Origin of the sequence: Actinomycetospora sp., from assembly GCF_036497585.1 — a bacterium.
Lineage (GTDB): Bacteria > Actinomycetota > Actinomycetes > Mycobacteriales > Pseudonocardiaceae > Actinomycetospora.
This window is the reverse complement of sequence record NZ_DASXJD010000043.1, coordinates 22,881-41,672: the sequence shown is the minus strand read 5'-3', so window position 1 is coordinate 41,672 and position 18,792 is coordinate 22,881. Positions and strand designations below refer to the sequence as shown.

At 75.0% G+C, this 18,792-nt stretch carries 17 protein-coding genes, 1 tRNA gene and 1 pseudogene; 5 read left to right on the top strand and 14 right to left on the bottom strand.

Features of this window, described 5'->3' with window-relative positions; genetic code table 11:
• A pseudogene (locus VGH76_RS27895) lies at positions 1 to 98 on the bottom strand (mycothiol conjugate amidase Mca); the annotation flags it as partial.
• Positions 99 to 414: 316 nt separating this feature from the next.
• On the opposite strand from VGH76_RS27895, the gene greA reads away from it, so the two are divergent.
• Positions 415 to 909, top strand: a complete 495-nt coding sequence (greA, locus tag VGH76_RS04285) for a transcription elongation factor GreA (RefSeq protein WP_331555372.1) — start codon at positions 415 to 417, stop codon at positions 907 to 909.
• 16 nt (positions 910 to 925) lie between these two features.
• Here greA and ilvA read toward each other — a convergent pair whose 3' ends face one another.
• Complete coding sequence (gene ilvA / locus VGH76_RS04280; RefSeq protein WP_331555371.1) at positions 926 to 2,149, bottom strand: threonine ammonia-lyase; 1,224 nt, start codon at positions 2,147 to 2,149, stop codon at positions 926 to 928.
• 261 nt (positions 2,150 to 2,410) lie between these two features.
• Here ilvA and VGH76_RS04275 point away from each other — a divergent pair, with 261 nt between their 5' ends.
• On the top strand, positions 2,411 to 2,680 hold the full coding sequence (locus VGH76_RS04275; protein ID WP_331555370.1) for a hypothetical protein: 270 nt from the start codon (positions 2,411 to 2,413) through the stop codon (positions 2,678 to 2,680).
• A gap of 5 nt (positions 2,681 to 2,685) precedes the next feature.
• Here the strand turns inward: VGH76_RS04275 and VGH76_RS04270 are convergent, their stop codons facing one another.
• Together VGH76_RS04270 and VGH76_RS04265 are read right to left on the bottom strand one after the other, a co-directional pair.
• On the bottom strand, positions 2,686 to 3,834 hold the full coding sequence (locus tag VGH76_RS04270; RefSeq protein ID WP_331555369.1) for a cystathionine gamma-synthase: 1,149 nt from the start codon (positions 3,832 to 3,834) through the stop codon (positions 2,686 to 2,688).
• A 14-nt stretch (positions 3,835 to 3,848) separates the two neighbouring features.
• Positions 3,849 to 5,225 carry a cystathionine beta-synthase gene (locus tag VGH76_RS04265; protein ID WP_331555368.1) on the bottom strand — a complete coding sequence of 459 codons (1,377 nt, stop codon included), beginning with the start codon at positions 5,223 to 5,225 and terminating at the stop codon, positions 3,849 to 3,851.
• A gap of 109 nt (positions 5,226 to 5,334) precedes the next feature.
• Here VGH76_RS04265 and VGH76_RS04260 point away from each other — a divergent pair, with 109 nt between their 5' ends.
• A complete protein-coding gene (locus VGH76_RS04260) occupies positions 5,335 to 6,585 on the top strand; it encodes an acetyl-CoA C-acetyltransferase (protein WP_331555367.1) in 1,251 nt (416 codons plus the stop codon).
• A gap of 256 nt (positions 6,586 to 6,841) precedes the next feature.
• Here VGH76_RS04260 and VGH76_RS04255 read toward each other — a convergent pair whose 3' ends face one another.
• Positions 6,842 to 7,642 (bottom strand): Bax inhibitor-1/YccA family protein, encoded by an 801-nt coding sequence (locus tag VGH76_RS04255; protein WP_331555366.1) that lies wholly within the window; start codon positions 7,640 to 7,642, stop codon positions 6,842 to 6,844.
• Positions 7,643 to 7,854: 212 nt separating this feature from the next.
• Between VGH76_RS04255 and VGH76_RS04250 the strand changes: the two genes are divergently transcribed.
• Positions 7,855 to 8,082 (top strand): antitoxin, encoded by a 228-nt coding sequence (locus VGH76_RS04250; RefSeq protein WP_331555365.1) that lies wholly within the window; start codon positions 7,855 to 7,857, stop codon positions 8,080 to 8,082.
• Positions 8,083 to 8,167: 85 nt separating this feature from the next.
• Here VGH76_RS04250 and VGH76_RS04245 read toward each other — a convergent pair whose 3' ends face one another.
• From VGH76_RS04245 to eno, 8 genes are all read right to left on the bottom strand, one after another.
• Positions 8,168 to 10,471, bottom strand: coding sequence for a SpoIIE family protein phosphatase (locus tag VGH76_RS04245; protein WP_331555364.1), 2,304 nt, complete (start codon positions 10,469 to 10,471; stop codon positions 8,168 to 8,170).
• Positions 10,472 to 10,587: 116 nt separating this feature from the next.
• Positions 10,588 to 11,553, bottom strand: coding sequence for a hypothetical protein (locus VGH76_RS04240; RefSeq protein WP_331555363.1), 966 nt, complete (start codon positions 11,551 to 11,553; stop codon positions 10,588 to 10,590).
• A gap of 287 nt (positions 11,554 to 11,840) precedes the next feature.
• Positions 11,841 to 11,914, bottom strand: a tRNA-Leu gene (locus VGH76_RS04235).
• Positions 11,915 to 11,926: 12 nt separating this feature from the next.
• Positions 11,927 to 12,646, bottom strand: coding sequence for a uracil-DNA glycosylase (locus VGH76_RS04230; RefSeq protein ID WP_331555362.1), 720 nt, complete (start codon positions 12,644 to 12,646; stop codon positions 11,927 to 11,929).
• Positions 12,643 to 13,662, bottom strand: coding sequence for a Ppx/GppA phosphatase family protein (locus VGH76_RS04225; protein ID WP_331555361.1), 1,020 nt, complete (start codon positions 13,660 to 13,662; stop codon positions 12,643 to 12,645). Before VGH76_RS04225 ends, VGH76_RS04230 begins: the two co-directional genes overlap by 4 nt.
• A 357-nt stretch (positions 13,663 to 14,019) precedes the next feature.
• Positions 14,020 to 14,571: a DUF501 domain-containing protein gene (locus tag VGH76_RS04220; RefSeq protein WP_331555374.1), complete on the bottom strand. Its 552-nt coding sequence runs from the start codon at positions 14,569 to 14,571 to the stop codon at positions 14,020 to 14,022.
• Between the two features lie 18 nt (positions 14,572 to 14,589).
• On the bottom strand, positions 14,590 to 15,297 hold the full coding sequence (locus tag VGH76_RS04215) for a septum formation initiator family protein (protein WP_331555360.1): 708 nt from the start codon (positions 15,295 to 15,297) through the stop codon (positions 14,590 to 14,592).
• Between the two features lie 23 nt (positions 15,298 to 15,320).
• On the bottom strand, positions 15,321 to 16,607 hold the full coding sequence (eno, locus tag VGH76_RS04210; RefSeq protein WP_331555359.1) for a phosphopyruvate hydratase: 1,287 nt from the start codon (positions 16,605 to 16,607) through the stop codon (positions 15,321 to 15,323).
• A 285-nt stretch (positions 16,608 to 16,892) separates the two neighbouring features.
• On the opposite strand from eno, the gene VGH76_RS04205 reads away from it, so the two are divergent.
• Positions 16,893 to 17,258, top strand: coding sequence for a tetratricopeptide repeat protein (locus VGH76_RS04205; RefSeq protein WP_331555373.1), 366 nt, complete (start codon positions 16,893 to 16,895; stop codon positions 17,256 to 17,258).
• A 91-nt stretch (positions 17,259 to 17,349) separates the two neighbouring features.
• Here VGH76_RS04205 and VGH76_RS04200 read toward each other — a convergent pair whose 3' ends face one another.
• The gene (locus tag VGH76_RS04200) at positions 17,350 to 18,732 is read right to left on the bottom strand and encodes a hypothetical protein (protein WP_331555358.1); all 1,383 of its coding nucleotides are present in this window, start codon (positions 18,730 to 18,732) and stop codon (positions 17,350 to 17,352) included.
• Positions 18,733 to 18,792: the final 60 nt, after the last annotated feature.

The following is an 18,792-nucleotide window of genomic DNA, read 5'->3' as shown; positions in this document are numbered from 1 at the left end:
CAGGTCGCGGCACCCTTGCTCGACTCGTCGTCCGGGTGCGCGTGCACCGACATCAGTCGCAACGGGGACGCCTCGGTGAGGCCCTCGGATGACTCCACTCCACCATCATCCCCCGGACCCCCGACAGCCTGCTCCGCACCGGGTGCCGCGAGCCCCCGATCACACGATCGTCGCAGGTGGCGAAGGCCCTGTGAGATTCTCCGGAGATCGGGGAACCTCCCGGGGGCATCGTTCGTACCGGTTCCCGGGGGCCCCGACCGTGTTAGTGTCCCCCGACACGGCCCGCATGCCGCGGGTCGTGTTTTTCCGTCTGTGGACGTCCCCGCCCCCGGCGCCCCCGGGCCCGCGGGTTCTTCAGCCGACAGGCAGCCGCCCCGCGACCTGCGGGACCGGACCTCCGAGGAGTTGATCGCCGTGACCGAGACGCAGACCCAGGTGACCTGGCTCACCCAGGACGCCCATGACCGCCTCAAGGCCGAGCTCGACGACCTGGTGGGGCAGCGTCCCGCGATCGCGCAGAAGATCAACGCCGCCCGCGAGGAGGGCGACCTCAAGGAGAACGGCGGCTACCACGCGGCCCGCGAGGAGCAGGGCGTGATGGAGGCCCGCATCCGCCACCTGCAGGAGCTCCTGCACACCGCGAAGGTCGGGGAGACCCCCACCGAGTCGGGGACCGCCGTCCCGGGCACGGTGCTCACCGTCCGCTTCGAGGGCGACGACGACACCGAGACGTTCCTGCTGGGCTCCCGCGAGGAGGGCTCGCACGGCGACCTCGAGGTCTACTCCCCGAACTCCCCGCTGGGCTCGGCGCTCATCGGCGCCAAGACGGGCGACACCGTGAGCTACGACCTGCCCGACGGCGGGTCGATGGAGGTCACCCTGGTCTCCGCGGAGCCCTACCGCCCCTGAGCCCCGGCGCCACCGGTCACGCGGCGCCCTCCGCGACGGCGTAACCCGCCTCGCGGAGGGCCTCGACCATCGCGGTCCGGTGGTCGTGCCCGCGCGCCTCGAGGGTGAGCGCCACCTCGACCGAGCCGAGGGTCAGCGGGCCCAGGTCGGGCGAGGCGGCCAGCCGGCGGTGCTCGACGTCGACGACGTTGCCACCCAGCCGGCCGAGGTGGGCGAGCAGGTCGGCGAGGTAGCCGGGGCGGTCGGGCAGGCGCACGCGCAACGTCGCGTAGCGCCCGGCGGCGGCCATGCCCCGACGGACGATCTCGTCGAGCGTGAGCGGGTCGACGTTGCCGCCGGAGAGCACGGCGACCACCGGAGATGGCCACCGCCCCGGGTACTCGGCCACGGCCGCCACCGCGGCGGCGCCCGCCGGCTCGACGAGCAGCTTCCCGCGCTCCAGGCTCTGCAGCACCGCCCGGGACAGGGCCTCCTCGCTCACCGTGACGATCTCGTCGACCTGTGCGCTGACCTGCGCGAACGTCAGATCCCCGGGCCGCGGCACGGCGATGCCGTCGGCGATGGTGGCGCCGCTGACGGTGACCGGCGCGCCGGCCGCGAGCGAGGGCGGCCACGCGGCGAAGGCCTCGGCCTGGACCCCGACGACCCGCACGCCGGCGCCGGCCGTCGCGGCGGCGATCCCCGCCACCAGGCCGCCGCCGCCGGTGCAGACGACGACGGTGGCCACGTCCGGGACCTGCTCGAGGATCTCCAGCCCGACGGTGCCCTGGCCGGCGACGACGTCCGGGTGGTCGAAGGGGTGGATCAGCACCGCCCCGGTCCGCTCGGCGAACTCCGCGGCCGCCCCCAGCGTCGCGTCGAAGGTATCGACGAGCCGGACGTCCGCGCCGTAGCCGCGGGTGGCCGCGAGCTTGGGCAGCGGCGCCCCGGCCGGCATGAAGACCGTCGCGTGGGTGCCGAGCAGTCCCGCCGCGAGCGCCACGCCCTGAGCGTGGTTGCCGGCGCTCGCCGCGACGACGCCCCGGGCACGCTCGTCGTCGTCGAGACGCTGGATGCGACGGTAGGCGCCCCGGATCTTGAAGCTGCCGGTGCGCTGCAGGTTCTCGCACTTGAGCCGCACCGGCCCCCCGGCCGACCCCGCCAGCACCCGCGACGGCTCCACGGGGGTGCGCCGCACGACACCGTCGAGCACGACCCGGGCCGCCTCGACGTCGTCGCGGGTCACCAGGGTCTGCGCCACGGCCGTGATGGTGCCCGCCCTCGGGTGGTCGGGCGGCGGCGGGGTCGCGCCGTGCGGGCCGTGGTTCCCGGCGCGCGGACGACGTCGGCGACCGGTTCGCGGCCGCGACGGGCGGGCAACCGCCTCCGCGGCGAGCTCCGGGGCGGTCCGGTCGGCGACGCCCCCGGCTCGCCGGTCGGACGGGTCGAACCGAACCACCGGTGACGACGGATGTGGTCGGTAGCATGTGTTGAGAGCGTGAGCGGGGCCGGGAGGGCAGCGATGACCGGAACACGGAGCGGGGGCGCCCGCCGACCGGTGCGCGGGGCCGCCCGCGTCGGTCTGCTCGCCCCCCTGGTCGTGGCCGCCGCGTTGACGGGGGCCGCCGTCTTCACCGTCTCGCAGGCCGGCTGCGACGACCCGGGGGCCGTCGTCGAGACGCACCACGGCCCGGTGTTCATCGGGGGCTGCACCGTGCCGGGCCTGGTCGTGCCGGGTCACACCGCCCCGCACGGCACCGCGAACGACCAGGCGGACGCCCGCCGCGGGTAGCCGGCTCAGAGCCGGCCGAGGGCCTGCAGCAGGTCGTCGACCAGGTCGTCGCCGTCCTCGATGCCCACCGAGAGGCGCACGAGGTCGGACGGGACCTCCAGCGGCGAGCCGGCCGTCGACGCGTGGGTCATCGCCCCCGGGTGCTCGACGAGCGACTCGACCCCGCCCAACGACTCGGCCAACGTGAACACCTCCGTCGCCGCGCACAGCGCCCGAGCCGCGGCGTCGCCCCCGGCCATCCGGATCGACACCATCCCGCCGAACCGGCGCATCTGCTTGGCCGCCGTCTCGTGGCCGGGGTGGGAGGCGAGCCCGGGGTAGAGCACCGACCCGACGGCGTCGTGCGCCTCCAGGGCCTCCACCACCCGCTCGGCGTTGTCGCAGTGGCGCTCCATCCGCAGCGCCAGCGTCTTGATCCCGCGGGTGGTCAGGAAGCAGTCGAACGGCCCGGGCACGGCGCCCATGCCGTTCTGCAACCGTGCGAGGTCGGCGGCCAGTTCCTCGTCCGAGGTCACCAGCGCACCCCCGACGACGTCGGAGTGCCCGCCCAGGTACTTCGTCGTCGAGTGCACGACGACGCTGGCCCCGAGCGCCAGGGGCTGCTGGAGGTAGGGCGAGGCGAACGTGTTGTCGACGACCAGGCGCAGCCCGTGCTCACCGGCGATCCCGGCCAGCGCGGCCACGTCCGCGATCGAGAGCACCGGGTTGGTCGGCGTCTCGCACCACAGCAGCTTCGTCTCGGGCAGGATCGCCGCCCGGACCGCGTCGAGGTCGGACAGGTCGACCGCGGAGTAGTGCACGCCCCAGTCGGCGAGCACCGTCGAGACCAGCCGGAAGGTGCCGCCGTAGGCGTCGATCGGGATGACCAGGTGGTCGTCGGGACGCAGCGTGGCGCGCAGCAGGGTGTCCTCGGCCGCCATCCCGGAGGCGTACGCGCGGCAGAACCGCCCGCCCTCGAGCGCCGCGAGCTGGGTCTCCAGTGCGGTGCGGGTCGGGTTGCCGGTGCGCGCGTACTCGTAGCCCGACCGCAGCCCGCCGACGCCGTCCTGCGCGAACGTCGAGGTCGCGTGCACGGGCACGACGACGGAGCCCGTGGTCGGGTCCGGGTCCTGCCCGGCGTGGATGGCGCGGGTGGCGAAGCCTCGGTCACTCACGCCGCAAGTCTCCCCTACCGGCCGGCGAGGAACGCGAGCACGTCGGCCCGCGAGACGATGCCCGCCGGGCGCCCGTCGGAGATGACCAGCAGCCCGTCGCCGCCCTGCAGCGCCGTCATCGCCTGCGACAGCGGCTCGGTGATGCCGACGGTGGGCAACGGCGGCGCCAGGTGGTCCTCGACGCGGTCGGTCAGCGAGGCCTTCCCGGTGAACAGCCGGTCGAGCAGGTCCCGCTCGGTGACCGCACCCCGGACCTCGGCCATCATCACCGGCGGCTCGGCCTTGACGATCGGCATCTGCGAGACGCCGAACTCGCGCATGATCGAGACGATGTCGGAGACCGTCTCGTTCGGGTGCCCGTGCACCAGGTCCGGGATCGACCCGTCCTTGCCGCGCAGCACGTCCCCGACGGTGAACTCGGCGGTGTTCGTCTGCATGAAGCCGTACGAGGCCATCCACTGGTCGTTGAACACCGTGGAGAGGTAGCCGCGGCCCCCGTCGGGGAGCAGGACGACCACGACGTCGTCGGGACCCAGCTCCGCGGCGATCCGCGCGGCCGCCACGGTCGCCATCCCGCAGGAGCCGCCGACGAGCAGCGCCTCCTCGCGGCCGAGCCGGCGCGTCATGTGGAACGAGTCCGCGTCCGACACCGCGACGATGCGGTCGGCGACCTGTCGGTCGTAGGTGGTGGGCCAGAAGTCCTCGCCGACGCCCTCGACGAGGTAGGGCCGCCCGTCGCCGCCGGAGTACACCGACCCGAGCGGGTCGGCCCCGATGATCTGCACGCGCCCGTCCGAGACCTCCTTGAGGTAGCGCCCGGTGCCCGAGATCGTGCCGCCGGTGCCGACCCCGGCGACGAAGTGCGTGATCCGGCCGTCGGTCTGGTCCCAGATCTCGGGGCCGGTCGACTCGATATGGGAGGCGGGGTTGTTCGGGTTCGCGTACTGGTTGGGCTTCCAGCCGCCCTCGGTCTCGCGGGCCAGCCTGTCGGAGACCGAGTAGTAGGACTCGGGGTGCTCCGGCTCGACCGCGGCCGGGCAGACGACGACCTCGGCCCCGTACGCCCGTAGCGCGTCCTGCTTGGCGACGCTGACCTTGTCCGGGACCACGAAGATGCAGTGGTAGCCGCGCTGCTGGGCGACGATCGCGAGGCCGATGCCGGTGTTGCCCGAGGTCGGCTCGACGATCGTGCCGCCCGGCTTGAGCTCCCCGGACTCCTCCGCGGCGGTCACCATCTTCTCGGCGATGCGGTCCTTCACGCTGCCGCCGGGGTTGAAGTACTCGACCTTGGCGAGGACCAACGGCGCGTCCGGCCCCGTCGGGACGACGCGGTTGAGCTTCACCAGCGGGGTGTGACCGACGAGGTCGCCGACGTGCTCGACGTACTGCATGTCGCCCATCCTGCCGGTCGCGGTCGCGGCCGGACGCGTTGTGCGGCGAATCACCGGTGTGGGGACCACGACCGGCGACCCGCACCGGCGGCGCGCCTAGGGTCGTGGCATGGCCCAGAACTCCGGGACGCCCGACGCCGTGATCGTCTCCGCCGCCCGCTCCCCCATCGGTCGCGCCCGCAAGGGCACCCTCGCCGGGATGCGTCCCGACGACCTCGCGGCGCAGATGGTGCGGGCCGCGCTCGACCAGGTGCCGTCGCTACCGCCCGAGGAGGTCGAGGACCTCATGCTCGGGTGCGGCCTGCCCGGCGGCGAGCAGGGCTACAACATGGGCCGGATCGTCGCGGTCCGGCTGGGCCTGGACACCGTGCCCGGCACGACCATCACCCGGTACTGCTCGTCGTCGCTACAGACGGTCCGCATGGCCGCGCACGCGATCCGCGCCGGGGAGGGCGACGTGTTCGTCGCCGCCGGGGTGGAGGCGGTGTCGCGGTTCGAGAAGGGCTCCTCGGACGGGCTGCCCGGCACGCAGAACCCGCTGTTCACCGAGGCGCAGGCCCGGACCGCGGAGGCGGCGGCGTCGGGCGCCTCCGAGTGGCACGACCCGCGGGCCGACGGCCTGCTGCCCGACGCCTACATCGCGATGGGGCAGACCGCGGAGAACGTCGCCCTGGCCGAGAACGTGTCCCGCGAGGAGATGGACCGGTTCGCGGTCCGCTCGCAGAACCTCGCCGAGCAGTCGTCGAAGGACGGCTTCTGGGAGCGGGAGATCACCCCGGTGACGACCCCTGACGGGTCTGTGGTCGCCGCCGACGACTCACCGCGCGCGGGCACCACCTACGAGACGGTCGCCGACCTCAAGCCGGTGTTCCGCCCGGACGGCCGGATCACCGCCGGGAACGCCTGCCCGCTCAACGACGGCGCCGCGGCGCTCGTGGTGATGTCCTCGACCCGCGCCGCGGACCTGGGGATCACCCCGCTGGCCCGGGTGGTCTCGACCGGGGTGACCGGCCTGTCCCCGGAGATCATGGGCCTGGGCCCGATCGGGGCCTCGAAGCAGGCGCTGGACCGGGCGGGGCTCTCCATCGACGACGTCGATCTCGTGGAGATCAACGAGGCCTTCGCCGCGCAGGTGATCCCCTCCGCGCACGGCATCGGGCTGTCCGACTCGGCGATGGAGGCCAAGCTCAACGTGCACGGCGGGTCGATCGCGGTCGGGCACCCGTTCGGCATGACCGGGGCCCGGATCGCGACGACGCTGCTCAACGGACTGCGCGCCGAGGACGCGACGATCGGGCTGGAGACGATGTGCATCGGCGGCGGTCAGGGCATGGCGATGGTCCTCGAGCGCCTGTCCTGAGCCCGGCCCGGCCACAACGCCCTGGCCACAACGTCCTAGCGGCAGCAACGGCACGTTCCTGGCATCCGACGCCAGGACGGCGCCGTTCACGCATCGCGGCCGACCCCGATCCGATGCGCGGACGGCGCCGTTCACGCACCCAACGCCAGGAACGCGCCGTTGCTGGCACGGCGGGGCGGGCGCGGGGGCAGGGCCCGGACGGACGGCGGGCCGCCCCGGAGGTCTCAGGGACGGCCCGTCGGGGTGGCGCGACTCGCTAGTCGCGGAAGTAGCTGAGCAGCTGCAGGATCTCGATGTAGAGCCACACCAGCGTCGTCATGAAGCCGAAGGCGAGGTACCAGGCGAAGCGCGCCGGCACCCCGGCCTTGACCGCCTGGTCGGCCTGGTCGAAGTCGAGCAGCAGCATGAACGCGCCGATCGCGATGCAGACCAGGCTGAAGATGATCGCCAGGGTGCCCCCCGAGCGCAGCCCGAGGCCCTCGTGGGTGAAGAAGCTGACGACGAGGTTGGCGAGCATCAGCACGAGGACGCCGATGGCGGCACCGATGACCATCTTGGTCAGCCGTGGCGTGACCCGGATGGCGCCGGTCTTGTAGACCACGAGCATCCCGATGAACACACCGACGACACCGAGGATCGCCTGGAACCCGATGCCGGCGTACTGGTTGCTCGAGGACTCGAGCGCCCCGGTGATCGCCCCCAGCGCCATGCCCTCGGCCACCGAGTAGGTGAGGACCAGAGCGGGGTTGGTGCTCTGCTTGAAGATGATGATCAGCGCGACGACCAGGCCGACGACGAAGCCGACGATCCCGAGCAGGTAGAGCCCGCTGATCGCGACGAGCACCCCGACGGCGATGGCGACGACGGCGTTGAGCGCGGTCTTCTGCACGACGTCGTCGACGGTGAGCGGCCGGTCGGCGGCCCCCGCCCGCGGCGCCGGGCCCCCGGGCGAGTCACCAAAGCCGCCCCCGAGACCTGCCGGCGTGTCCCCGAACCGCGCATACCCGCCCGGCGAGGTCGGCAGGTTGCGGAACGCCGGGTTGCTGCTGGTGCGCACTCGTCCTCCTCACGTGCGTGGAGCGGCCGCTCGACCGCTCCACCCTGCCCAACGCGCGACCCCCGCATGAGGTTCCCGGCCGGGTAAAAAGACGTTTACCAGTGGTGCGGGTCACGATTCGGTCACCGAACGGGGGACGTTCGGACCTGGTGTCGTCCCGCCCGGGCGGGGAACCCTGCCGCCGACAGGATCCCCGACCTCAGGAGGACGCCGTGGCAGGGCTCGGCGACATGGTGGACAAGGCCAAGGAGTGGGCCGGGAAGAACCCGGAGAAGGCCGACTCCTTCGTCGACAAGGGTGGCGACGCCCTCAAGGGCAAGTTCGAGGGCCACGACGAGCAGTTCGACCAGGCCGGCGACAAGGCCAAGGACTTCCTGCACGGCGGGGAGAACCCGCCCCCGCCGCAGGGCGAGCAGCCCCCGCCCCCGCCGCCGCAGTAGGGCGCGCGGCGACGCGAGCGCACGCCACGGCCGGTGGACCCGACGTCGGGTCCCCCGGCCGTTTCGCGCGTCGGGGGTCCCGGCCTCAGGCCCCGAGCCGGATCGCCAGCAGCACCGCGTCGTCGCGCAGGCCGTCGGCGCCGAGCACCTCGAGCACCTGGTCGCACAGCGCGCCGACGTCCTCGACGTCGGTCTCGGCCGCGAGCGTGCGGGCGAGCAGGTCGGTGCGCTCGTCGGGGTCGTTGCCCGGGCTCTCGATGAGCCCGTCGGTGTGCAGGACCAGCACGTCGCCCGGCCGGCAGTGCACCTCAGTGCAGTCCCGGGAGGCCTCCCGCGTCGCGCCGATCAGCGGCGAGAGGTTGCCGGTGAGCAGCTCGACGGTGCCGTCGCCGCGGCGCAGCAGGGGCGGCGGGTGCCCGGCGTTGCAGTAGCCCAGGACCCAGCCGTCGTCGTCGGTCGCCCGCTCGAGGCGCCCGAACACCGCCGTCGCCATCGCCGCCATGCCCAGCCCGTGGACGAGGTCGTTGCAGCGGTCGATCACCGCGTCGGGCCCCAGTCCCTCCCAGGCGTAGGAGCGCAGCACACCGCGGAGCTCGCCCATGGCCGCGGCGGCCCGCAGGTCGTGCCCGACGACGTCGCCGACCGCCACCCCCACCGCGCCGTCGGGCAGCGGCAGCAGGTCGTACCAGTCCCCGCCGACCTGGGCGCCGTCGGTCGCCGCGAGGTAGCGCGAGGCGACCGTGAGGCCGGGGACCTCGGGGACGGCGGGCAGCAGGCTGCGCTGCAGGGTCTCGGCGGCGCCGTGCTCGCGGGCGTAGAGCCGGGCGTTGTCGACGGCGAGCCCGGCGCGCGCGGCGAGGTCGCTCGCCAGGTAGAGGTCGCGCTGGGAGTAGCGACGGCCGTAGGGCAGCTCGGTGCCCAGCGTCAGCGCGCCCAGCACCTGGCCCCGCGCCCGCAGCGGCACCACGATCGCGGAGCGCGGCCGCAGCTGCTCGTAGCGGGCCATCAGGTCCGGCTCGTCGCGCAGCCCCTCCGGGCGAACCGGCAGCTCCGGGAGCAGCGAGGGCGCACCGCCGGCGAGCACCCGGTCGACCGGGTCGGCGCCGTCCTCGGTGGGGGTGATCCAGCGCCCGAGCGTGCCGACGGTCTCCGTCTTGGAGTCGTCGCGGTGGTTGACCGCCACGCGGTGCGACGACGACGGGAGCCCGACCTCGTCGAGCAGGTCCACGCAGCAGTAGTCGGCCAGCGCCGGCACCACGATGCGCGCCAGCGCCCGCGCCGCGCCGCCCGCGTCGAGCGAGGCCGTCATGGCAGCCGTCGAGTCGGTGAGCAGGCGCAGCTGCTCGCGGGTCTCCTCGGCGGCGGCGAGCGCGGCCCGGCGCTCGTTCTCGACCATGACGCGCTCGGTGACGTCGGCCTGGACCCCGACGAAGTTGACGACGTTGCCCGAGCCGTCGAACACCGGCGAGATCGAGACCTGGTTCCAGAAGGCGGTGCCGTCGCGCCGGTAGTTGAGCAGGACCTCGGTGATCGGCCGCTCGTCGGCCAGCGCGCTGCGGATGCGCGAGATCGACGTCGGGTCGGTGTTGGGTCCCTGCAGGAAGCGGCAGTTGCGGCCGAGGACCTCATCGAGGTCGTACCCGGTGAGCCGGGTGAACGCCGGGTTCACCCACACCAGCGGGTTCTGGTCCCGGGCCGGGTCGGAGATCGTGAAGGACAGCTCCGTGGCGACGACCGCGCGGTCGCGCATCATCTCGAGGTGACGCTGCGCCCCGGCGCCGGAGAGCTGGAGGAACACGACGAGCGCGAGCCGGCGCCGCTCGTCGTCGTCGGCCTCGGACAGGGGGAACCCGGTGACCCAGAGCAGGCGGCCCTCGGCCTCCTCGCGCTCCTCCTCGGTGGCCTCGGAGCCCTTGCGGGAGGCGTCCGCGACGGCGACCGGCTCGCCGGAGACCGGCATGCCCTGCGCAACCCGCGACAGCGGGGACGCAGTGTCGCGCATCGGGCGCCCGGACAGGTCGGTGAGGCCCGCCGCCTCGCTCCAGGCGTCGATGTCGAGCGGGAGGGTGGCCCGGCCGCCGGTGAGCTCCTGGGCCGAGCCGTTGGCGTAGGTGACCGTGCCGGCGTCGAGGTCGATGAGGGCGACCGCGGCGGGCGCGGTGTGCAGGACCTGCGGGAGGTCCCCGCCGGACGTCTCGCCCGTGAGGCTGTCGCGCACCCGAGCGGCCGCGCCCGCCATCCCCCCGTCGGGATATCCGGAGTAGCCGGACCACTCCACCCCGTCGGCGTGCGCCCCGTCCGCCCCCTCGGCGCCGGAGGGCACCGCGGCGTACTCCTCGGGGCGCGACGTGGCCACCTCCACGCCGTCGCCGTTCGCCCTGCCGGTCACCCGGTGAAGCCTAGCCACCCGGGAGCATGTCGGCCCGACGCGCCACCGTACGGCGGAAACGGCCGGCCCCGGCGGGGGACGACGACGGCCCGTGGCGACGCTCGCGGGACGGGCACTCACACCAGGAAGACCTCGCGCGGGCCGGGCGCCGAGCCGTCGGGCAGCTCGAGGTCGTGGAGCGCGCCCCCGATGCCCAGGGCCGCGCTGAACGCCTCGCTCGCGGCGTGCTTGCGCGCGATGACCGTGTCGCTCAGCGGGATCTGGCGGGCCCGGCGCCACGGCACCTCGTCCGAGTCGGGGCCGGCCCAGCTCCACGCCCGGTCCAGCCAGCGCACGAGCCGGACCCGGTAGGCCGCCGTGACGATCTCGGCGGCTCGCCCGGCCGCCTCGTGGTCGTCGTCGCCGTCGCCCGACCAGGGCGCCAGCACGCAGAGCCCGGGCGGGTCCTCGACGAACCCGACGATCTCACTGATCGCCGCCACGACGTCGGCCTCGGCCCCCGCGACCCCGCCGTCGGGCAGGCCGAGCCGGTGCCGGCGCACGACGGACAGGCCCAGCGCCCGGTAGGCGGCCTCGGCGGCCACCTCGTCGGGGTCGGCGGGCCCGTCCTCCCCCGCCCCGACCTCGAGGTCGTCCTCGTCGTCGACGACGTCCAGGTCGACCAGGTCGTCCAGGCGACCGGCGAGGAGGTCGTCGAGGGTGAACGACGCCAGCGGGTCGGGCGCGTCCGGATCGACGGGCCACGGCGCGGCGTCGTCGCGCAGCCGGCCGTCCCGCACCGTGTCGTGCCCCGCCGAGGGGGTCGGGCAGGTGCGGGTGGGGCGCTCGGTGAGGCTGAGCACGTCGACCTCGGCGTGGCGCGAGCCGAGCCGGCGCAGCAGTCCGCCAGCCGCGCGGATCTCGTCGCGCGGGTGCGGGGCGACCACGACGATCCGTCGGCACGCCCGCAGGGTGAGCGGGCGGATCGTCTCCAGCTCCTGCCACGGCGGCCGGACGACCGCTCCGGCGGGCCCGCGCAGGTCGTCCGGGCCACGCGGATCGTCGGGATCCGCGGGCAGCCCGACGTCCTCGAAGTCAGCCACCCCGCTCACCTCCTGCCCGAATTCTGACGCATCTATCTCGCCCGTTCGGAGCAGCACCACGCGGTGAACGCCGAGCGGTCCGAGCCGGGACGCGAGCGGTCACGGGACGTGCGGCCGTGTTCGGTCGGGTGTGACGATCCTGGCCTGGCCGGGTGAGGAGGGGAGGTCGGCCGTCTGTCCACGCAGCGACGGGCAGGTGAACCCGGGTGAACGGCAGGCCGCCGGACGGTGCCGGCGCGGTGGACCGAGGGTGATCGGAGCGTCGTCGTCGATCACCCGCATCCGCGTGCCCCCGGTGGGACTCGAACCCACACTGCGGCGATTTTAAGTCGCCTGCCTCTGCCGATTGGGCTACAGGGGCGCTTCGCGGACCCTACTGGGTCAGGCCCGCCGCGCCGGCGGCCCGCGCGAGGACCTCCTCCAGCATCGCCGGGGTCAGGCGGCCGGTGAAGGTGTTCTGCTGGCTGACGTGGTAGCAGCCGAAGAGCTGCATCGGGGCGCGGTGCTCGACGCGGGGCTCCAGGACCACGTGCGCCCCGTGCCCGAACACGGGCCGCGGCCGCGGGACCACCCACCCCGCATCGAGCACCGGCAGCAGCGCCTGCCACCCGAAGGCGCCGAGGACGACGACGGCGCGGGCCTCGTCGAGCAGCGCGAGCTCGCGCTCCAGGAACGGCCGGCACGTGTCCCGCTCCGTCGGGGTCGGCTTGTTCGCCGGCGGCGCGCAACGGACCGGCGCGACGATGCGCACCCCGAAGAGCTCCAGCCCGTCGCCGACGTGGGTGGCGTGCGGCTGGGAGGCGAGCCCGACCGCGTGCAGCGCGGCGTAGAGGACGTCGCCGCTGCGGTCGCCGGTGAACATCCGCCCGGTGCGGTTGCCGCCGTGCGCGGCGGGGGCGAGCCCGACGACGACCAGCCGCGCGTCGGCGGGCCCGAAGCCCGGCACCGGCCTGCCCCAGTAGGTCCAGTCGCGGAACGCCGCCCGCTTCTCGCGGGCCACCTGCTCTCGCCAGGCCACCAGGCGGGGGCAGGCTCGGCAGTCGGCGATTTCGGCGTCGAGCGCGGCGAGGGCGGCCGACGCGCTCGTGGTCACTCCCCCGTGTCCGCGTCGGCGCCGTCGCCGCGGGCGCGCACCGGACGGCCCCCGGCCTGCGCCAGGGCGCACTCCCGGGCGATGCCGTCGAGGATGTCGTGCTCGGAGATCACGAGCTCGGTGATGCCCTCGCGCTCGGCGAACTCGTCGGCGAGCACCCGGACCACGAGTGCCCCGGCCCCGATGACGTCGACCCGCCCGGGGTGCATCGGGCCCAGCGCCGCCCGCTCGGCGCGGGGCATCGCCTCCAGGCGACGACAGGTGGCGCGCACGTCGTCGAGGCCGAGACGGGCCAGGTGGATGCGCTCGGCGTCGTAGGTGCGCAGGTCCATGGCGATCGCGGCGATCGTGGTGGCCGTCCCGGCGACCGCCACCCAGGTCTGGATCTGCCCGACCTCCACCGCGTCGAAGGCCGGCGCCAGCGCCGCGCGGGTGAACTCCTCGGCCTCGCGCACCTGCTCGGCGGTCGGCGGGTCGTCGTGGAGGAACTTCTCGGCCACCCGCACGCACCCGACGTTCGACGAGTAGGCCGCAGCGACCTCCGCGGTGACCGCGTCCCAGGTCCCGGTGACCAGCTCGCTCGACCCGCCGCCGACGTCCGCGACGACGAACGGGCCCTCGTCCGGGTCGAGGTCGGCGACGGCGCCGGCGAAGGAGAGCCGCGCCTCCTCCTCACCGGTGATCACCTCGGCCTCGACGCCGAGGATGTCGCGCACCATCCCGAAGAACTCCTCGCGGTTCTCCGCGTCCCGGGTGGCCGAGGTGGCGCACAGCCGGACGGTGGTGGTGGAGGTGCGCCGCAGCATCTCGCGGTAGGCGAGCAGCGCCTCCCGGGTGCGCGCCAGCGACTCGGGGGCGAGCCGCCGCGTGGCGTCGACGCCCTGCCCGAGCCGGTTGATGCGCATCTCGCGGTGCACGTCGCGCAGCCACTGGGAGCCGTCCTCGCGGACGGTGACGTCGGCGACGAGCAGCCGGATCGAGTTGGTCCCGCAGTCGATGGCCGCGACCCGCGGCATGGGGCCCTCCTGAGGTGCTCGAGCCTGACGTCTTCGAGGCGGTGGCCTGGTCCGTCGGGGACGCTAGCAAGGACGCCCGACGGGGGCCGCCGGGCGCCGGGGAGAGCGACGAGGCGGGGGACCGGTCACCGGGCGGCGGACGGCGGGTGTCGTCGCCCGGTGACCGGTCCCACCGGTTCCTGGCCACGGGGTCCGGCGGAGACCCCGCGTCCCGGTGGGCCGTCCGCACCACCGGAGAACCGGGCCGGTCGCGGGGCCTGCTGGCCCACCTCCCGGCGGTGACCATCGTGGCGTCGTCGCAACCCCTCCGGCAATCCGGGAGCGGGGTCGGCACGCCGGCGACGCGGGCCGGGACCGCTACCGGGTCCGTTCCCCTGCGGACGGTTCCGCGGGGGCGCTCGGCGCCTCCCCGGTGCCCGTCGTCCCCGCCGAGTCGGGCCCGACGCACGGGCCGGCAGCCCACCAGGCGGGCAGCAGCGCGAGCGTCTCGTCGCCGACCGGGTTCACCCCGGGACCGACCGCGAGCGCGTGCGCGACGTGGACGTGCAGGCACTTCACCCGGTCGGGCATGCCGCCGGCGCTGATGTCGGTGCCGAGCGGCTCGATCGCGTCCCGCTCGGCGAGGTAGGCGAGGTGCGCGGCCTCGTAGGCGGCGGCGAAGCCTGGATCGGTCGCCAGGCGCTCGGTCTGGGTGCGCATGAGCCCGTCAGCCTCGAGGGTCCCGATCCGCGAGGTCAGCCGGGGGCAGGTCGCGTAGTAGAGCGTGGGGAACGGGGTGCCGTCCTCCAGGCGCGGCGCGGTCACCACGGTGTCCGGGAGCCCGCACGGGCAGCGGTGCGCGACCGCCCGCAGCCCTCGCGGCGCGCGACCGATCTGCGCGGCCACGGCCTCCCGGTCGCCCTCGCGCAGCGGCTCACCCACGACCGGTCACGGCGCCGTGCCGAGCGTGCCCCGCGCCACCCGGGTGTACCAGGGCAGGTCGGCCTCGGACGGCGCGATCGCGGCGCCGGTCCCGGCGGCAGCCGCGCTCGCGGCGGCGTCGCCGGGCAACTCGACGCGGTAGGGCGTCTCGCCGGGCCGCGCGTATCCCAGGCGGGCCCGCGCGAGGGCCTCGACGTGCGCCGGGTCGTCCATCGCGGCCCGCTCACCGCGCAGCTGAGCGGCCTCGGCGTCGAGACGGTGCTGCTGCTCGGCCACCGCGGCGAGCTCGTGGCGCTGCGAGACGTAGTTGCGCAGCGGCACCGCGACGGTGAGCGCCAGCGCGCAGACCACGACGGCGAGCAGCGCGGCCCGGCGGGCGGTGGACAGCCCCAGCGCGCCGCGGGTCGCGCGGGCGGCGCGGGCCGCCGCCTGGGCTGCGGCCGGGGCGGCGGTGCGTCGTGCGGAGAGCGGGTGACGGCGCAGCGCGGTGCGCCGGGCGTCGCGTCGCGGACCCTGCCGGGCCCGGACCCGGGTGCGCGGCCGCGTCGTCGTGGCCTGACCGGGCGGGGCCGCCGCGGTCGTCGTCGCCCCCGCACCCGTCGGCGCACCCGCCGTCGGGCGCGGGGCGTTCGCGGCCGTCGCCGCGCGACCACCGCCCGACCCGCGGCGCGGGGCCGGGTCGGACGGCGGTGTCGGACGGGGCCGGGTCGGCACGGTCTCTCCCCCAGGCTCTCCGGTCAGCTCTCCGGGTCGAAGCGCGGGAACGCGAGGTCGCCGGCGTAGCGGGCGGCATCGCCGAGGGCCTCCTCGATGCGCAGCAGCTGGTTGTACTTGGCGACGCGCTCCGACCGGGCCGGGGCGCCGGTCTTGATCTGGCCGCAGTTCGTGGCGACGGCGAGGTCGGCGATCGTGGTGTCCTCGGTCTCGCCCGAGCGGTGGCTCATCATGCAGCGGTAGCCGTACTGCTGGGCCAGGCTCATCGCGTCGAGGGTCTCCGACAGCGTGCCGATCTGGTTGACCTTGACCAGCAGCGCGTTCGCCGCCCGGCGCTCGATGCCCTCCTCGAGCCGCTCGATGTTGGTGACGAACAGGTCGTCGCCGACGATCTGGACGCGGTCGCCGATGTCGGAGGTCAGTCGGCTCCAGCCCTCCCAGTCGTTCTCCGAGAGCGGGTCCTCGATGGAGACGAGCGGGTAGGCGTCGAGCAGCTCGCCGTAGTACGAGCTCATCTGGGCGGCGCTGCGCTTCTGGCCCTCGAAGGTGTAGGTGCCGTCGGAGAACAGCTCGCTGGCCGCGACGTCGAGCGCGAGGACGACGTCGCGCCCGAGGGTGAGCCCGGCCTGCCCGACCGCGGTGCTGATCAGGTCGAGGGCCTCGCGGTTGTTCGGCAGCGACGGCGCGAACCCGCCCTCGTCGCCGAGCCCGGTGGAGAGGCCGTTCTTCTTCAGCACCGCCTTCAGCGCCTGGTAGACCTCGGCGCCCCAGCGCAGCGCCTCGCGGAAGGTGTCCGCCCCGACCGGCGCGATCATGAACTCCTGGACGTCGACGCCGGAGTCCGCGTGGGCCCCGCCGTTGAGGATGTTCATCATCGGCACCGGCAGCACGTGGGCGTTGGGGCCCCCGATGTAGCGGAAGAGGTCGAGCTCGGCGGACTCGGCGGCCGCCCGGGCCACGGCGAGGGAGACGCCCAGCAGCGCGTTCGCCCCGAGGCGGGACTTGTCCGGGGTCCCGTCGAGGTCGATGAGCTTCTGGTCGACCACCCGCTGCTCGGTGGCGTCCATCCCGACGAGGCCGGGCCCGATCTCGTCGAGGACCCCGCCCACGGCCTTCTCGACACCCTTGCCGAGGTAGCGGCTCCGGTCACCGTCCCGCAGCTCGACGGCCTCGTGCTCGCCGGTGCTCGCCCCCGACGGGACCGCGGCCCGGGTGAGGGTGCCGTCGTCGAGCGCCACCTCCACCTCGACCGTCGGGGTCCCCCGGGAATCCAGGATCTCCCGCGCACCGACCTGCTCGATGACCGCCACGGAACGGCCTCCTCCTGCTGTGACTGGTGTGCGATAGCGCTCGGACGGGCGCCGATGCTAGCGGCCAGGTGTTCCGCGCGGGGTGAGCCACGGCGTGCGCCACGTCGCCCTCCGTGCGCGGGGCTGCCACCCGGGTGGCTGACTCGGTCCGGTCTCGCGTCCCGCGCGCCGGGGACCTACCGTGCGGGAATGTCGTCGTCGCGGGGCACGGAGCGGGGCGGATCGGTACCGGACGACGTAGCCGGAGGTGGTGCGCCGCCCGACCCGACGGCCGCCGGCGGCGGCATGGTGACCGCGTTCCGCCGGGCCGAGCAGCTGCTCGAGCACCGTCGTCCGCTGGACGCGTTGAAGACGCTCGCGCCGCTGCTGGAGGTCGAGCCCGAGGCCGCGTCGGTGCACCTGCTGGCGGCGCGGGCGTACCTGGCGTCGGCGCAGTTCCGCCGGGCCGAGGCGGGCTTCCTGCGGGTCCTCGAGATCGACCCGGCCGACCACTACGCCCGCTTCGCCCTCGGCCGCACGCTGCAGCGGCAGTCGCGGCTCGAGGAGGCGCGCGCGCAGCTGCGGATGGCGGCCGCGATGGACCCGCGGCCGGAGTACCAGGAGGCGTTGGGCGAGGTCAGCGCCTCGATCGCGCTGCGTCGGGGGGCGTGAGAGCGGGCGTTCGATGATCAGGGAGTCACTGCAAGCCGAGCGGATCTCCATGTGGCGTGCACCGACTCCCTGATCTTCGCGGCGCCCTGACCTACGGCGCCGTCGAGTTGGCGTAGGCCTGCGCGGCGGCGTAGACGCGGCGGCCGTAGTCGTCGGAGTTGTTGTAGGAGAGCACCGCCGAGCGCCAGCCCTCCCCGGAGGCGAGGTTGCGGCCGTCGGCACAGAGGTAGCGGCCGGCGGCGAGCGCGGCGTCGAAGATGTTGTCGGGGTCGGCGCGGCCGTCGCCGTTGCCGTCCGCGCGCCACTTCGCCCACGTCGACGGGATGAACTGCAGCGGGCCCACGGCGCGGTCCAGGGTCGGGTCGCCGTCGAGGAGGCCGCCGTCGGTGTCGCTGATCGTGCGGTTGCCGCTCGTGCCGTCGAGGGGCACGCCGACGATGCGCGGCTCGATGTCGCCGTTCGGCTCGATGTGCGCGCCGCGGTAGCGCCCGTGGTTGGACTCGATGCGGGCGAGGCCGGCGACCGTGACCCACGACAGGTGGCACTGCGGGTCGGCCCGGCGCATCGTCAGCTCCGCCATCCCGTAGGCCTGCAGCGCGACCGGCGGGATGTTCGTCCGCGGGCCGAGGTCGTCGGCCCACGACGACACGCTCGTCGCGCCCTGGCCACCCGAGCCGGTGGTGTTCGTGCCGGGGAGCAGGGCCGACGGCGGGGCGAGCGCGGTCGGCTGCCCGACCGTCCCGAGGTCGACCTGGGCGGGCGCGACCTCGAGGGCCGGGATCTCCTCGGGCCCCGCGTCGGTGCGACCGAACTCGGTGCCGTTCGCCAGCACGACGATCGTGCCGATGACGGCCGCGACGAGCACGACGACCAGCGCGAGCCGCCCGAGCGCGGCGGTCCGCCGCGGCGGGGTGGGTGACGACGACGGCGACGGCACGGGCGGGCCGCCGACGGGCAGCGGCGGGGGCGGCCCCGCCGTGGGCGGGCGGGCCCCCAGCGGCGGCGCGGTGGCCAGCGCCGCGGCGACCGGGGCGGGTCGGGACGACGAGGCGGCGGTCGCGGAGGGGGCCGGCGCGGACCCGGCCCGCTCCCCCGTCGTCGGACCCGTTCCGCCCGAGGTCGACGCCGCGGGCACCCGCAGCCCGCGGGAGAGCCGGCGCGAGCGCCCGGCGCCCTGGGACTCGGCGCCCTGCGACCCGGCGCCCTGGGACCCGGCACCCGGCGCCCCGGCGCCCTGCGACGTGCCGGGCGGCGACTCGGCAGGCGGCGCCGCGTCGACCGAGGCCGCGTCGTCCGTCGTCGTCGCCTCGTCGGACCCCGACCCGTCCTCGGGCACGGCGGGCTCGTCACCGGCGACCGGGGAACGGAACCGGTCGGTGGCGTCGTCGGGGGTCGGCGCGCGGAAGCGGTCGGTCGCCTCGCCGTCGTCGGACGGCTCCGGCGCTCCGCGGAGGGAGTCGACGCTCGCGCTCATCGAGGAGGCAGATTACGGCCCGGTCACCGCGGCTCTCGCCGGGCCCGTCGACAACTCCGC